Raw genomic sequence first — 14508 nt, forward strand, 5'->3', positions numbered from 1 at the left:
GAATACGACAGCCGGGTCCCCGCGGGTCATCAACACCGACAAGGCACCAGCTCTGGCCAAGGCAATATCCGAGCTGAAGGCGGAGGGAATCTGCCCTCAGACGGTGGAGCACCGGCAGGTGAAATACCTGAACAACGTTCTCGAGGGTGCTGTTGCAAAGTTGGGGCAGTAGGAAGACCGGCGTGGAATAATCAGGTCCATGGGCATCTTCTCCGGTCGGCAGTTCCCTCGTGAAATCATCCTGTGGGCGGTGCGGTGGTACTGCCGCTACGGCGTGAGCTATCGCGACCTCGAAGAGATGATGACCGAGCGGGGAGTGCCGGTCGATCACACCACGATCTACCGCTGGGTCCAGAAATATGCTCCTGAGCTGGATAAGAAGACCCGGTGGTATCGGCAAGTTCCTGACTGGCAGGCCAGGTCCTGGCGGGTGGATGAGACCTATATCCGGGTCGGGGGAAAGTGGTGCTACCTCTATCGGGCAATCACCGCAGGTGGCCAGACCCTGGACTTCTACCTCTCACCAAAACGCAACGTCGCGGCAGCGAAGCGTTTCCTGGCCAAGACGCTGCGGTCGAATAAATCGGCAGGCTATCCGCGGGTGATCAGCACCGACAAGGCCCCCTCACTCGCCAGGGCAATCTCTGAGCTGAAGGCGGAAGGCGTCTGTCCATCGACGGTCGAGCATCGTCGGGTGAAATACCTCAACAACGTCATTGAAGGCGATCATGGCCGGTTAAAGCGGATCCTGGGGCCGAAAGGAGCATTCAAAAACCAAACGTCTGCCTACCGGACGTTGAAAGGGATGGAAGCGATGCACTCATTGCGGAAGGGGCAGGGCACGATGTTTGCCTATGGTCACCCGAATCCGGATGCAGTGATTGTTAGCCGGGTATTCGAGACGGCCTGACAACACAGGCACATAGCGTTGATCACACAATAAAAACGGAGCTTTCTTGGCTCCCGCCCCAAGTTGCAACAGCACCATAATTTGACCAGTAGGTCCGTATACGGCGACTACTGCTTGGATTGGGTCCTCTGGATAACTAGCAGCATGGTTGGCTAAAGCCGAGATCTCCCCGCAAGGACCACCGAGGAAATGGTGCGCGTTCAAACCGAGTACGTGTTTTCCTGATTTGGTAAGGAGCGCTGCGGCTACAGTGTGGTCTTCTCCGTCCTGAAAACGCTGTGCATGGGTGGTTGCTTTGGCCAGTAAATTTCGAAGTTCGTTGGTAATCACTCTTTAAGGGTAATAATTGCCAACGCGCTTTATCTATGTGAAGACAGAGATCGTGAACACCGGGGTTTCTGAGATGTACCAATCGCTTACAAAGCAAGACAGGACCATACGAGGACGTTGAGTGGATAGAGCGTCGAGTTTTAAGTTCAATGTTAGCTAAGGGCCTTATTAAAAGCGTTTGGCAACACGCGCTCCTATTTACCTTCGTATCTCGCGAGACGCTGACGTGGATGGCCTCACCATCGACCGGCAGCGTCAGGACTGTGAAGCCATTGCAAAGCAGCGTGGCTTGGACGTTGGACATAGGACATAACTACGTCGATCAGTCCATTTCCGCGTCAAAGAAGAATGTGGCTCGCCCCGACTACGACGCCATGGTGGCATCCTTTGAACGCGGCGAAATCGACGCGATCATCTGCTGGGACCTCGAACTACCCGCCCCACGTCGGTGGGTAGTCCGATCAGTCGGACAAAACTACTCCCGCACCACAGCGTAATAAGGGGTGCACCTTAAAAACATCCGGAGGTGGGGGTAACTCCCCCTCGTTGCCCAGAGACAAAATACGCCAGTGGCGTCTGTACGACGAGCCGAAGGTAGGACAAATTCCAATCCAGAGAGGTCTTGCACTGTTGCGGTGCGGTTGTCTTCTTTCTCACCGTATTGGACCCTGCGAAATTAATTGGATACGATAGGCCCATGTTGATTTCAGGTTCCGTTTTCATGCGGCCGCTCACCAGCCGCTAAGGCGGTTTTCTCCCTCCCGCAGGTTAGAAACCGCTCCGGTCCTTTAGCCGGGCGGCCATTTGCCATGCCCGGCTCCGTTTCAACTCCACGGAGCACACCTGATGTCTACATACGGATACGGCCGTCACGAACATGGCCAAAATTTTCTCACAGACCACAAGATCATCAACTCCATCGTCGATCTTGTAAAACAAACCTCCGGCCCCATCATTGAGATCGGGCCAGGAAGCGGTGCCCTCACTCACCCGATATCCCACTTGGGGAGGGCAATAACGGCAGTTGAGGTAGACGCAAAACTAGCTGCCAAACTCACAAAAAAGACCGCCTCGGCGTCGGTCGAAGTGGTCCATGATGATTTCCTCAACTTCCCGTTACCCGCCACTCCCTGCGTCATTGTGGGAAACATTCCCTTTCACCTCACCACTGCCATTCTTCGAAAGCTGTTGCATGCGCCGGCATGGACTGACGCTGTACTCCTCATGCAGTGGGAAGTCGCTCGCCGCCGGGCCGGGGTAGGTGCAAGCACGATGATGACAGCTCAGTGGTCCCCATGGTTCACGTTTCACCTTGGTTCCCGAGTACCAAGGTTTGCTTTCCGGCCACAGCCAAACGTTGACGGGGGGATCTTAGTGATCCGCCGGGTGGGTGACCCGAAGATCCCGATAGAGCAACGCAAAGCCTTTCAGGCGATGGTGCACACCGTTTTCACCGCCCGGGGACGCGGGATAGGGGAAATTCTCCGAAGGGCAGGGTTGTTTTCATCACGTTCAGAGACACAATCATGGTTGCGCTCGCGAGGAATCGACCCCGCAACCCTACCTCCCAGATTGCACACCAGCGACTGGATCGATCTCTTCCAGGTGACTGGTTCCTCTTCACCGCGCCATCGGCCCATTTCACAATCGGGAAGTAGTCAACGCCCTCCTCAACGGAAAAATCGAGGCCGGCGGCGGTAATCCCCCCACCACCAAAACCGAAATCCACCAGTAGTAGTGAACGACCCATGTTCGTCTACCGTGAGCCGCGTTATGGCAGTGACGTGTTCTCGTCGGGCACAGTCATAGTTCCCGGCGTTGCCAGCGACAGGGTTCTACACCCAGCAGCGGGACCGATCAAAATCACCCGCACGGGGAACGACCCTGCTGGTGGTTTAGATTTTGATGAAAGCGAGGAGACATAGCCCCTCGCCAACTCCCCGTAGCTGGCGAACAGTAGCTCCTGGCGCTGGCGCTCGTTGGTGAGTTTGCGTGCCACATCGAAAGCCTTATCGACTTCCCGGTCCAAGTTGTTGTGAGCCTTGAGCAGAATTGGGTCCATCGATAACGGGTTGTAGTACTCCGCGAGTGACCGCTGGGGGTGCCGCTCGCGTGCCCGCAGCACCAACTGTCCAGCGTCGATGATTCGCTGCTGCGCCTTCTCATCTAGTTCACACAGAGCTGGTCCGCAGTTGTAGCTCCCGATGTACTCCGAAAAACGGAAAAAATAAATAGTGGGGATACATCAACCTTCCACTTTCCATTCTTCCGGCTCAGAGTATTGAGGGGTCTGGGACCGGGTCCGTAAACCCTTTATGTTTTTCGCGCACAGCGGTTTTTAGCGACGCACCCTATAGGTTTTCCGCAGAACTTATATGTGTTTCTGTGCACCCCATATGTTGTCTGTTTTAGCGGTATTTCGTTGTTAATTCCGCACGCGCGCATCAAATGGTTATTTATCGACGACACTCCGTGCCGCACCCCTATATTTAAGGATGTGGAATCGCCTACCCCTCCGGGTTAGAGCCCGCTAGATCCACTTCGCAATCGGGTACACCCATCTGTACGCGCTGACCTGCGGCGTTGTGGGTTGTGCCGAGCGTGCTGCCGGAGTCCCTTTCAGTGTCCCTGGGGTAGGAGCGGCCGCATGAAGGTGCGCTCGTACCGCAGGACGCACTCGGACTCGTCTCGAATCCGGTCAGCGGCGATGAAGTCCGAGTGGGTGCCGAACAAGGTGCGGTACTGCTCGTAGGCAGCCAGGCTGGGGAAGCTGAACAGGGATTCCGCACGGTCACTCACACCTTCCGCGGGTAGGTAGTACCCGTGGTGGGTGCCGCCGTGTTCGTCGACATGCCGCATCCAAGCGCGGGCGAACTGTTCAAAGGCTGCGATCTGGTCGGGGTCGATGGTGTAGTGGACGACACAGGTGATCACATCCACAACGCTAGGCCCACAGGCGCTCATTGGGGAGCCTTTGTCTGTGCGCCTCGTGGTGCAGCACACCAATCTGCCTGGTTTACCTGCGGAAATGCGTCAGTTCGCCAAGTTGGCGCCGAGTTCAACGGTGAGAACTCCGACGGCGATGAGGAGGATGCCGAGGGCCATGGTTCGGGTGAGGGGTTCGTGGAAGATGACCCGGGCGAGGATCGCGGTGAGAGCTACGCCGGATGCTGCCCAGATGCCGTAGGCGACGCCAAGGGCCATGCCGTCGGCCAAGGCGAGACTTAAGGCGACGAACGCCACGAGATACCCCGCGATGACGCCGATGAACCATTTCTTCACCCGGCCACCGTCGGAGGCTCGTAGCGACATGGTCGCGACGACTTCGGACAAGATGGCGCCTGCGAGGAAGATCCATCTCATGAGTTGACTCCTGCTTCCTGGGCTGCGGTTTGCTGAGCTTTCTGGGAGCCGAGTTCGACGGTGAGGACACCGCTGATGATCGCAACCATTCCAAGACCCATCACAGCGGTCAGAGGTTCACCGAAAATCGCGGCGGATAGCACGGCGGCGAGCACGACCCCGCTGGCTCCCCAGATGCCATAGGCGACGCCGATCTGCATTCCTTCGCGCAGGCAGAAGGTGAGGAAGACGAAAGTGCCGATGTATCCGGCAGCAACCACGATGTACCAGGATGGGTGATTGAGCGCCGCCTTGAGAGACAGCGTCGCCGCCACTTCGGTAGTGATGGCGCCAGCGAGCAGGAACCACTGCTTCATGGGGTTGTTCCTTCGATCAGGGAGCGAATGCTGGAGACGACGGCTTCGAGATCCGCGCCGTGGAGGGTGGACACACCTGTGGCCTGGGCGCCCCAGAGTCCGTCGGCGGCGAGTCGGGCGGTGGTCAGCCTGGCTCGGGTGGCGGCGTCGAGATCGTCCGGGAGTTCGAGCCAGCGGCCCATCCGCGTAGTCCACGGTTCGGTGAGTTCGGGCCGATACGTCGCTTGGCCCCAGATGATGAACTCGGCGCGCTTGGCGGCCCCGTGGGCGGCGACGTGAACGTAGCTCAGGAGCCGCTCGGTGGCGTTGGCGTTCTCGAGGGGCTTGCCAAGGGTGGCAGTCATGTCGTTCTCGACGTTGGCCGCAGCGTGGTCGACGATCGCGGCGAGCAGTACGTCGCGGTTGCGGAAGTGATATAGCAATCCCGGTTTGGTGAGCCCGGCCTCGTGGGCCACTGCGTCAAGGGTAATGTCGCCACCCTCCGCTGCGTTCATGACGCGGAGGGCAGCTTCCAGGATCTCGGAGCGCTGACTGGTTCGCATATAGCTAACTTTACCATTTGGTAGGTGAAGCCTTCAACTGCGGCCGCTGGTAGGGGCACCTGGGGTACACCCTATTGTTACGCTGGTTTGACGCGGAATGTTTCCTGTAAAATAGGGTGAATTCTGCCATTTCTTTACACCTGTATAATGGGGTTTAGACCTTACCTATACAGAAAGTGGTGATTGTAGTGTTGTCGTCGGATGGTTGAAGTGTCCCAGGTTTTGTTCCGTTTGAGTAGATGGGAAAATCTGGAACATGCCAAGAAAATTTGACCAGGATGCAAAGGACCGTGTGGTCCGTCTCGTGGAGGACCGCATCTTGGCGGAAAGCATGTCGATGCATCCCGCGTGCTAGGCAGTAGCTTCAAAGTTGGGGGTTTCATGGCACACGGCTCGTCTATGGACTTAAGCCTGCTCGTCGTGCGGGAAACATCCCAGAACCTGTTCCTGAAGATTTGGCTACCGAAAATGCCAGGCTACGCCGCGAAAATCAAGAGCTTCGAGATACCAACGAGTTGCTGAAGGCTGCGTCAGCTTTTTCGCCTCACGACCAGGCCCCAAACGTTAAGAAATGATCCGGTTCATCGATAAATACCGGAATCATTTCTCTGTCGAGTTCATCTGCACCGGAGTTGAAGATTAACCGGGCTGGTGGGTTTATCACCTCGCGTGGTTATCGCCAGTCCAAAGCCCGTGGGCTTAAGTGCTCGTCGCCTTCGTGACGCTGTGCTGATTGAACGCATTGGTGCCATTCATCGGGATAATTACGGTGTCTACGGCGTGCGGACAATGTGGCATGCGCTTGACCGTGACGGAATCGACATCGGTCGTGAGCAAACCGCCCGGCTGATGCGCCTAGCTGGTGTTTCTGGCACAGGCACAGGCGGATCACCAATCACAACCCGTACACCTCAACAGGCCGGATCTGCGCCCGGATTTGGTCGAGCGTGAGTTCAAATCCCAAGGCCTTAAACAAGCTGTGGGTGGCCGACATTACCTACGTGCGTACGAAGAAGGGTTTTGTGTACACCGCGTTTGTCACTGACGTTTACTCCCGGCGGATCGTCGGATGGGCATTATCGGACTCGATGCGCACCGAGGTATTACCGCTGCAAGCACTCAACCAAGCGATTGTGAGCGCGAAGGAAACAACAGGCCTTATTCACCATTCGGATCACGGCTTATAGTACGTCAGCGTTGTCTACAACCAGCGTCTCGCCCAGCACGGGATTGCCGCTTCCACTGGGACCGTCGGTGACTGAAATGACAATGCTCTAGCTGAAAACGTTAACGGCTCTTACAAGAATGAGCTCATCCATACTCGCAGGTGGAATGATGTTGTCGAGGTAGAAATCGCGACGTTCGAGTGGGTGTCATGGTGGAACGAGGTAAGGCTCCACCAAAGCCTGGGATATCGAACCCCAGCCGAGGTGGAAACCGAATTGTGGAAGAAGAACCCGCAACAGGGAATAATAGAAATCAAGGAACATGCCTAGGAACAAAACTCGGGGCACTTCAAGCCCCTTATATGGCTCTGGATGTGGTGATTGCTGCAGAACCGTCATCAGTAAGGGTGACTTTTCCATCTACGCGGTAGACTTCACGCAACATTTTTGCGGTTAACACGTCCTTAGCTGCTCCGTGTGCGTATACAGTGCCCGCGTGGAGTACCGCAATGCGGTGAGCGAAGCGCGCTGCTTGTGAAAGATCGTGCATCGAAACCACGACCGCCGCGGGTGCTTCAGCTGCATAGGCGCGAATATGCTCCATGAGGATGAGCTGATTTCTTAGGTCAAGAGCGCTGGTTGGCTCGTCCAGTAGTAATGCCTGCGGCCGGCATACGATGGCCTGGGCGAAGCTTACTAATTGACGCTGGCCGCCGGAGAGCTGGGACATTGTTCGGGATTCTAGGTCTTCTAGCCCCAGCCGCGTGAGGACCGAGCTGACTCGGTCCTGTGTGGATGTGGCTACCCGTAGTCCGCTGAATCCCGTCCGGGAATGCTGGAGTGCCAGAAGTACCGATTCGAATACGGTAAGGGTGCTTTCCGGCGGGGGATCCTGTGGCAAATATACTGCCTCGGGCCCAGTGACGTCGCCGCTGAATCGGCATAGGTTAGCCATGCAGCGCAGCAAAGTCGACTTACCAGCGCCATTAGGGCCGACGAGGGCGGTGACGGTTCCAGCTTCGATCTTTGGGAGACATACGTCATTCAGTATCTGTTCGTCTCCATGGGAAAAGCACAGGTTATCTACCCGGAGTGTGGGTTCTGGCGGAACCGTGGGCGGTTGTTCCACGAGGGGGTCCTTTCTGGGGCAGGAAGTACTGGGAGAGGCGATCATTAGGTTGAGGAGACAGTTCGGGGGCGGCGTCGCAAAACAATGAGGACGACGAACACGGGAACGCCCACAATCGCGGTGATGATGCCGACAGGCAGAATCGCCCCAGGCTGGATCAGCTTGGATACCACTGAGGCTGAGGTCAGCAAAAGCGCACCTGAGATGATGGACGTGGTGAGGAAGAAGCGTTGGTCCTCACCAACGAGCATCCTGGCGATATGTGGGCCGACGAGTCCGATGAAACCAATTGTCCCGGCCATCGAAACGGCAGTTGCCGCCATAAGGGAGACTCCCACCAGCGTGTACGTGCGCAGCTTTGGGATATTGATACCCATGGACCTAGCGCGGTCGTCGCCCATTCGAAACGCGGTCAGCGTCCACGCATTGCGGTAGAAGTAAGCAATTCCGATTAGTGAGATGACCGCGAGAAGGCCGATCTGAGGCCACGTAGCGCGCGTAAGGCTGCCCAAGGTCCAGAAAACCACCTGCTCTAATTGGGTCTGCGAGGCGAGGTACTGCATTAGCGCTAGTAGAGCATCGAAGAGGAACACGATGGCTATGCCCAGCAGAATCATTCCCTCGGTACCAGAGCTCTTTGACCGAGAGAATAGGACGATCACCGCACAGGCCGCGAGGGCGAAGACCCAAGCACTGCCCGCCATTCCCAGCGCTGCCCCGATTCCCGCCGCGGTGAATCCTGAGACGGTGGCAAAGGCTGCGCCAAAGCTCGCAGCGGCGGAAATGCCCAGCGTATAGGGCTCTGCCAAGGGGTTATCCAAGATGGTTTGCATCTCTGCGCCGGCAGCAGCGAGGGTGCCACCGATGAGCACCGCTGTGACGGTCATAGGCAGACGTATATCAAAGATGATCTGCCAGTCAATTGGGCGGGAATCGCTGGGGTGAAAGAGCACGTAGAGCGCCTCATTTGCGTTCAAACTGCTGCCGATGAGGAAATCTATGGCAATGGTGACGCATAGCAGGGCCGTAAGCCCTGCGATGATCGCTACCTTTCGCCTGCTAGCTGTTCGGTACCAGTTTGACCGGGGGCGTTGCCGTTGCGGGGTAGAGTTTTGGTCGTCCACCTCGCTTCCGGTGGCAATTGATTGCGCTCGTGCTCCGTGGCTCATGGCAAACCAGTCCAGAAGGTGCCGCTAGCCTCCACAGGGAGGAATTTTTCATGTAGTTCTTCCAAATCGGCCTGCGGGTCGACATCGGAAAACAGGTCGGGGTGCATGGCTTTGGCAAACCACTCGATGGCTAGGTAGTTGTATGGGGAGTCGTAGAAGTGATGCCACGCAGCGTAGGCCCGCTTGTTCTTGACCGTCCGCATTTCCTTAAGGACAGGTTGCCCGTCAACAACGCGTTGGAAGTCTTTGGCTGCCTGTTCGGTGGACTCGTCGTAGCCCAGGGGTACAAAGCCATTCTTCTTTGGCTGCTGCTTGGCGCCGGTCCAGTCTGCGCCGGTGGCGATGATGACGTCTGGGTCTTTTTCAGCTAGCGCCTCGGGAGAGACTTGCCCCTGCTTGGCGTCGATCATATCGTCGCCCACGTTTTCGCCACCCGCTGCGTTAACAATTTGGGCTAGGTTGGACTTAGCGAAGGTAGAGCAGCAGTCGAAGTAGCCGGGAGCTCGCCAGAGGAAGGTCGGTGTGGGGGTGGCCTTGGCTTTTTCTAGGCGCTCCTGAACCATGTTCACCTTGGACTCATAGAACTCGGCATACTCTTCCGCTTCCTTCTCGTGGCCGAGTACCTTGCCGAGCAAGCGCACGCTCGGTGCGGTGTTCTTCACCGGGTCGGTAAAGTAATCGACGGTAACCGTGGGGATTCCGGCCTTTTCTAGACCGTCTACGATGCCAGCATCCTGGGCGGCTTCGAAGCTGCTTGCGGAGACAATGAAGACATCTGGACGGGAATTCAAAGCTTGCTCAACGGACATCGAGCCGTCGTAAACTTCACCAGTTTGCTCAATATCTTCGATCTCTGAGAATTTCTGTTCGTACTTCTTGTACGTGCCAGGGTCGTTCTGCTCCAGGTCATCTGGCCAGGCAACGATGCCCTGGAGCGGGTTTTCTTTGTTGAGGATGGATGTCGTGTAAAGCATCCGTTGCCCGCCCATGAGGACCCGATCGACGTTCTTCGGGACCTCGACTTCGCGCCCGAGAATGTCGGTGATCTGTTGCTTTTCTCCGTCATCTGCGGTCTGTTGTTCATCGTTAGTGCTGCAGGCAGCGGTCATAAGGAGGGCAGTGGCGGTGACGGCTGAGGCGACTACGCGGGCCATTCGGTGGTGAGGGGCGCGTGGGGTTTTAAAACCGCGAGCCCTAGTTGTCGTGAGGGACAAGGCAATCCTTTCTTCCAAGTGGATCTATTAGGTTAGCCATACCTTTGTTTATCTACAATGGGTGATGAAACTTTTACCCCCCAACATTCCCGTTAAGTCAGTTCATTCAGTCGGCGGGAATATGTGCGTAGCAGCAGTACCGCCGTGGTTGCGAAACCCATGATGAGTCCTAACCAGACGCCATATCCTTCCCATCCGAGGAGCTTTCCAAATATCAGAATCCCGGGGACGCCAACCAGCCAGTACCCGACGAGGGTGCAGCGTAGCCCTGAGGTGGTGTCTTTCAGGCCTCTCAGTAGGCCCACTGCCACGTTTTGGATTCCTTTGGCGAACTGTTGCAGTACCGCGAGACATAGGAGCAGGACGGCAATGTGAAAGGTGGTGGGATCTGCCTCTTTTAAGAAAGGATGCAGTACCCACCTGCCCAACAGAAGCCACAGCGCGCCCATTATTCCCAGATACGTGACCACGACGAACAATATGCGTCGGGTAATCTCGCGCACTGAGTCGGCACTCTCGGCCCGAGCCCTTGTGATCAGCACCGAGCCGCCGTGAGAAAAGCCGATGCACACTTGGTAAACGATGTACGCCAGTTGGTTCACAATATTGTGCGCCGCTAGCATCTGTGGGCTAAAGGTCCCCATCACTAAACCGGCGATGGTTGTTATTGCAGCCTCCGAGCCATAGGTCAGACTGACTGGTACCCCGAGGCGGACGAGGCGGCAGATAGTCTCCCCATCTCCTTTACACGGAAGGATGTGGAAATAGGGCTGTAGCTCGGGAATGCGCAGTACCACAATCCGGAAGGCCAGGAAGGTAAGCAGTTGGATGACAGTTGTAGAAAGCCCGATGCCCGCTACCTTCCAGTGATCCGAGGCTGCCCATGTCATAAATAACCAGTTCAATGCGATATTTATAAATATCGATATCAGCGTGATGGTTAACAGGGAGCCGGGTTTTCGCATGCCCACGGCGAATTGGCGCAGGACGTTGAGCCACATCATCGGGACTAACCCGGGTGCGAGCGCAAGGGTCATGGCGAAGGTGAGTTGGGCAACGTGCTTGTCGATGGGCAGAACAAGGACCAATCCGCCTAGGGCGATGACCAGTAACGCGCCGAGAATTGCAGTGCCAGTGGCCACCGCGAAGGAGGAGCGCACAGCCCGCCGGATCTGTTCTGCTCCCGCCTCGCAATTTTGACAAGAGGTTTTCTCTTTTTCCATTTTTGCTGCTGCTTCAGCCACAAGATTTGCCCCGGCCGTCACCATGCCCACGCACATCGTGCGGATCTGGTTGTAAAGCTGCATCGCTAGGCCGCCGCCGGCTATCGCCAGTACGCCCACGGACTGCAGCATCAATACGTCCGTGGTGGTCAATGCAACTCCGGCGAGTTGTACTCCAGCGATGGGAAGGGAAATTCCCAGAACTTCGCGATATTTCCGGATGGATTTCAACCTCGCAGCCACCTTCAACTTCGGACTAACATTCGTCTCGGCCCTCGCTTCTCATCTTCTAAACCTCGCCCATTTTGGCGGCTGGTCTCCAATGTGCTGCGGTTTCTAGCGGTAGATACGCAGCACATCCGATTCATTTGCGGCCTCCAGGCCGTTGAAGCGAATGGCGCTGCGATACATCTGCACCAAAGTTGCAATCGGACGCTGCCGTCTGCACCATGGAAATTAGTGGTTCGCCCCTGCGGATTCAGCTGGTGCTGGCCGATGCCCCAGCGGTACCACCGTTGGTTGAGACCGAATCCCGTTCAGGGCTGGTGTTTGCAGCGGCAGAGACTCCCTTCGGAAAGTATAAAGATTATACCTAGTTTAGGTAAGGCTACCATAATTGAAGATTTCCACTTCAAACACTTCAGGTGGAAGGAGTGTGAAGGGTGCTGTTGCAAAGTTGGGGCAGTAGAAAGACCGGCGTGAAATAATCAGAGCCATGGGCATCTTCTCCGGTCGGCATTTCCCCCGTGACATCATCCTGTGGGCGGTGCGGTGGTACTGCCGCTACGGCGTGAGCTACCGCGACCTCGAAGAAATGATGACCGAGCGGGGTGCGCCAGTCGATCACACCACGATCTACCGCTGGGTGCAGAAATACGCCCCTGAGCTGGATAAGCACACTCGCTGGTACCGGCAGGTACCCGACTGGCAGGCCCAGTCCTGGCGGGTGGATGAGACCTATATCCGGGTCGGCGGCACGTGGTGCTATCTCTACCGGGCTATTACCGCCGGTGGGCAGACCTTAGACTTCTACCTCTCACCAAAACGGAATGTGGCTGCGGCCAAGCGTTTCCTGGCCAAGACGCTGCGATCGAATACGACAGCCGGGTCCCCGCGGGTCATCAACACCGACAAGGCACCAGCTCTGGCCAAGGCAATATCCGAGCTGAAGGCGGAGGGAATCTGCCCTCAGACGGTGGAGCACCGGCAGGTGAAATACCTGAACAACGTTCTCGAGGGAGATCATGGCCGACTTAAAAGAATCCTGGGACCGAAGGGGGCGTTCAAAAACCGAATTTCCGCCTACCGGACGTTGAAAGGGATGGAAGCGATGCATTCATTACGGAAAGGTCAGGGCACGATGTTTGCTTATGGGCACCCCAATCCGGACGCGGTGATCGTCAACCGGGTCTTCGAGACGGCCTGAGAACGCCGGCACGCAGCGGCCATCAGGAAATGAGAAACTGGGTCGTCTCGGCTCTCCGCCCAACTTTGCAACAGCACCTTCTCCTGTTATGAAACCCTCGCAATACAGATCGGCCACTCATCCAGTTTGTATTTCATATCATGCATATGAGCATTCCCTTCGTTAATTAGAGAAGGTACTTTTAGGATAAGTACTTTTCTACAAGTGGGAGACTCTATCGTGCGGAAATACTGGACCAAAAACGCACTAGGCAAGACAATGGCTGCTCTACTTCTAATGGCTAATTTGTCTCAACCAGCTGCCAATGCATCTACCTCTGCCCCTACAGAAGATTTCGGGGTAATCCCAGGAACAGTGGAAAGCTATGACTCTACAGCGGAGGAAATCTTGACAGAAGCTGCCGCTTCGAAGAACCTCGACACTTCTGTCGACTCGGAATTATCTTTCTTTGGAAATAAAGGCCCTTACACTATCGTGTCGCAGTGGACGGATAAAAATGGAAAGCTGGTTTACCTTCGGGAAAAGGCTCGGGCGAAAAACCAGAACAAACACGGTCTATCCATTCGTGCTTCACAAGCTTCAACAAAATATGCGCCAAAAATTAAGCGCTCCGGCGACCGCTATGAATATCGCCTGCCCATGGATCATATTTCCTGCTCAGGTTGGGGACCTTTTAAGAAGTGCCGGAAAGTTGAAACCACAGACATATTAACGGTGGTTGGCTTCAACAAGATAAGGGACGGCAAACCTTACGGAGTTGTAACCACCCACTGTCTTGGCTACCAAGGCCGTTGCCCGCAATGGATTATCAATTCACCGCAGATTAAATAGCAAATGTACAAAACGATGCCTCAATCGTGGGCCACGGAGCTCGCTGGGAAAGACATTTCCGGGAAAGATATGTCCAACTATGACCTGACGGATATCAATCTCGAAGGAAGCATATGCAAAGGATGCTCGTTTCGCGGCTCCATGGTGGCATGGGCTAACTTGAAATCGGCAGATTTCACCGACGCAGATTTTACGAACGCAATTCTTAGCGAGTCAGACCTTCGTGGAGCGACATTAACGCGCGCGAATTTTACGAACGCATATCTGGTACCTGTTACCGCCAGTCCAAGGCAATTCTCTGAATGTACAGGTTTGGATGCAAGTAATGCGATACTTTATAGCCCCTGATTGCGCCTACATGAATTCCGTTCAAGCCCTACGGTGTATCGGGCGTTGAAAAACGCATAGCTACCGCGATGGGGCGGGTGAATATACGCCCCACAGTACATGCCGTATGTTTAGGCACATGGCACGGCATACGCTTTAGCATATGTCCACCCATATGTAGTCCTACCTGCGGGTTCGTATGCTTATTCTCAACCCGTAGGCGAGGAAATCAGCAGACTTGAGGGCGGCTACGAGTGTCTCTGTGCATGTTTTCCCTCGTGCATAACTTTATAAAGGCGGAGGTGGAATCATGCTTCTAGGTCTCGTCAGGGGTGGCTGCTAGCGTTAGTGCTGGTTCACAATCACACCCCGCTACTTGTGGTGGGGTGTGGGCGTGACTTCCTCGTCGGTGCGCGGTAAGGCCCGCGCGTGACGTGGGCTGTCTCGCGCGCCGTTTTTCAGGCGAGCGGACAACCCTACGACGTAAAAGGGAGGTAGACAATGGGTAAGCACTCATTGGAT

At 55.9% G+C, this 14508-nt stretch carries 16 protein-coding genes and 1 pseudogene; 8 read left to right on the forward strand and 9 right to left on the reverse strand.

Annotated elements, in window-relative coordinates; genetic code table 11:
• The 4 genes from MHY22_RS09140 to erm form a co-directional block, all read left to right on the forward strand.
• Positions 1-172: DDE-type integrase/transposase/recombinase (locus MHY22_RS09140; RefSeq protein WP_370658850.1), on the forward strand; the 172-nt coding region annotated here is incomplete at its 5' end.
• A gap of 27 nt (positions 173-199) precedes the next feature.
• Positions 200-910: an IS6-like element IS1628 family transposase gene (locus MHY22_RS09145; RefSeq protein ID WP_011069225.1), complete on the forward strand. Its 711-nt coding sequence runs from the start codon at positions 200-202 to the stop codon at positions 908-910.
• Positions 911-1503: 593 nt separating this feature from the next.
• Positions 1504-1737: a recombinase family protein gene (locus MHY22_RS09150; protein ID WP_224784272.1), complete on the forward strand. Its 234-nt coding sequence runs from the start codon at positions 1504-1506 to the stop codon at positions 1735-1737.
• Between the two features lie 349 nt (positions 1738-2086).
• Entirely contained in the window at positions 2087-2941 is an 855-nt protein-coding gene (erm, locus tag MHY22_RS09155; protein WP_049172293.1) for a 23S ribosomal RNA methyltransferase Erm, read from the forward strand.
• Positions 2942-3011: 70 nt separating this feature from the next.
• Here erm and MHY22_RS11655 read toward each other — a convergent pair whose 3' ends face one another.
• From MHY22_RS11655 to MHY22_RS09175, 5 genes are all read right to left on the reverse strand, one after another.
• Positions 3012-3365: a type IIL restriction-modification enzyme MmeI gene (locus MHY22_RS11655; protein ID WP_347951470.1), complete on the reverse strand. Its 354-nt coding sequence runs from the start codon at positions 3363-3365 to the stop codon at positions 3012-3014.
• Between the two features lie 494 nt (positions 3366-3859).
• The gene (locus tag MHY22_RS09160) at positions 3860-4174 is read right to left on the reverse strand and encodes an NIPSNAP family protein (RefSeq protein ID WP_174232238.1); all 315 of its coding nucleotides are present in this window, start codon (positions 4172-4174) and stop codon (positions 3860-3862) included.
• A gap of 99 nt (positions 4175-4273) precedes the next feature.
• Positions 4274-4603, reverse strand: a complete 330-nt coding sequence (locus MHY22_RS09165) for a multidrug efflux SMR transporter (protein ID WP_003849969.1) — start codon at positions 4601-4603, stop codon at positions 4274-4276.
• Positions 4600-4959, reverse strand: coding sequence for a multidrug efflux SMR transporter (locus MHY22_RS09170; RefSeq protein WP_048733039.1), 360 nt, complete (start codon positions 4957-4959; stop codon positions 4600-4602). The genes MHY22_RS09165 and MHY22_RS09170 overlap by 4 nt, the downstream gene beginning before the upstream one ends.
• Positions 4956-5501 carry a TetR/AcrR family transcriptional regulator gene (locus MHY22_RS09175; protein WP_034666346.1) on the reverse strand — a complete coding sequence of 182 codons (546 nt, stop codon included), beginning with the start codon at positions 5499-5501 and terminating at the stop codon, positions 4956-4958. The genes MHY22_RS09170 and MHY22_RS09175 overlap by 4 nt, the downstream gene beginning before the upstream one ends.
• A 256-nt stretch (positions 5502-5757) precedes the next feature.
• Between MHY22_RS09175 and MHY22_RS09180 the strand changes: the two are divergent.
• Positions 5758-6997 (forward strand): annotated as a pseudogene (locus MHY22_RS09180) (IS3 family transposase).
• Between the two features lie 28 nt (positions 6998-7025).
• Here the strand turns inward: MHY22_RS09180 and MHY22_RS09185 are convergent.
• From MHY22_RS09185 to MHY22_RS09200, 4 genes are all read right to left on the reverse strand, one after another.
• Positions 7026-7841, reverse strand: a complete 816-nt coding sequence (locus tag MHY22_RS09185; protein ID WP_049156256.1) for an ABC transporter ATP-binding protein — start codon at positions 7839-7841, stop codon at positions 7026-7028.
• Positions 7841-8965: an iron ABC transporter permease gene (locus MHY22_RS09190; protein ID WP_080975109.1), complete on the reverse strand. Its 1125-nt coding sequence runs from the start codon at positions 8963-8965 to the stop codon at positions 7841-7843. Before MHY22_RS09190 ends, MHY22_RS09185 begins: the two co-directional genes overlap by 1 nt.
• Positions 8962-10179 (reverse strand): ABC transporter substrate-binding protein, encoded by a 1218-nt coding sequence (locus MHY22_RS09195; RefSeq protein ID WP_239279034.1) that lies wholly within the window; start codon positions 10177-10179, stop codon positions 8962-8964. Before MHY22_RS09195 ends, MHY22_RS09190 begins: the two co-directional genes overlap by 4 nt.
• A gap of 92 nt (positions 10180-10271) precedes the next feature.
• Positions 10272-11633: an MATE family efflux transporter gene (locus tag MHY22_RS09200; RefSeq protein ID WP_231732355.1), complete on the reverse strand. Its 1362-nt coding sequence runs from the start codon at positions 11631-11633 to the stop codon at positions 10272-10274.
• Between the two features lie 484 nt (positions 11634-12117).
• On the opposite strand from MHY22_RS09200, the gene MHY22_RS09205 reads away from it, so the two are divergent.
• The 3 genes from MHY22_RS09205 (at position 12118) to MHY22_RS11660 (ending at position 14007) form a co-directional block, all read left to right on the forward strand.
• Positions 12118-12828: an IS6 family transposase gene (locus MHY22_RS09205; RefSeq protein ID WP_239279035.1), complete on the forward strand. Its 711-nt coding sequence runs from the start codon at positions 12118-12120 to the stop codon at positions 12826-12828.
• Positions 12829-13104: 276 nt separating this feature from the next.
• A complete protein-coding gene (locus MHY22_RS09210) occupies positions 13105-13659 on the forward strand; it encodes a hypothetical protein (RefSeq protein ID WP_239274536.1) in 555 nt (184 codons plus the stop codon).
• Positions 13660-13728: 69 nt separating this feature from the next.
• Positions 13729-14007 carry a pentapeptide repeat-containing protein gene (locus MHY22_RS11660; protein ID WP_158093103.1) on the forward strand — a complete coding sequence of 93 codons (279 nt, stop codon included), beginning with the start codon at positions 13729-13731 and terminating at the stop codon, positions 14005-14007.
• The last annotated feature ends 501 nt before the right edge of the window (positions 14008-14508 follow it).

This window comes from Corynebacterium sp. ACRPO, from assembly GCF_022347205.1.
Taxonomy (GTDB): Bacteria; Actinomycetota; Actinomycetes; order Mycobacteriales; family Mycobacteriaceae; genus Corynebacterium.

What these genes read in the sequence shown, in the direction of transcription:
- MHY22_RS09145 (WP_011069225.1), top strand. Translation starts at nt 200, where the DNA reads ATGGGCATCTTCTCCGGTCGGCAGTTCCCTCGTGAAATCATCCTGTGG.
- erm (WP_049172293.1), top strand. Translation starts at nt 2,087, where the DNA reads ATGTCTACATACGGATACGGCCGTCACGAACATGGCCAAAATTTTCTC.
- MHY22_RS09165 (WP_003849969.1), bottom strand. Translation starts at nt 4,603, where the DNA reads ATGAGATGGATCTTCCTCGCAGGCGCCATCTTGTCCGAAGTCGTCGCG.
- MHY22_RS09170 (WP_048733039.1), bottom strand. Translation starts at nt 4,959, where the DNA reads ATGAAGCAGTGGTTCCTGCTCGCTGGCGCCATCACTACCGAAGTGGCG.
- MHY22_RS09175 (WP_034666346.1), bottom strand. Translation starts at nt 5,501, where the DNA reads ATGCGAACCAGTCAGCGCTCCGAGATCCTGGAAGCTGCCCTCCGCGTC.
- MHY22_RS09185 (WP_049156256.1), bottom strand. Translation starts at nt 7,841, where the DNA reads ATGATCGCCTCTCCCAGTACTTCCTGCCCCAGAAAGGACCCCCTCGTG.
- MHY22_RS09190 (WP_080975109.1), bottom strand. Translation starts at nt 8,965, where the DNA reads ATGAGCCACGGAGCACGAGCGCAATCAATTGCCACCGGAAGCGAGGTG.
- MHY22_RS09205 (WP_239279035.1), top strand. Translation starts at nt 12,118, where the DNA reads ATGGGCATCTTCTCCGGTCGGCATTTCCCCCGTGACATCATCCTGTGG.
- MHY22_RS09210 (WP_239274536.1), top strand. Translation starts at nt 13,105, where the DNA reads ATGGCTAATTTGTCTCAACCAGCTGCCAATGCATCTACCTCTGCCCCT.
- MHY22_RS11660 (WP_158093103.1), top strand. Translation starts at nt 13,729, where the DNA reads ATGTCCAACTATGACCTGACGGATATCAATCTCGAAGGAAGCATATGC.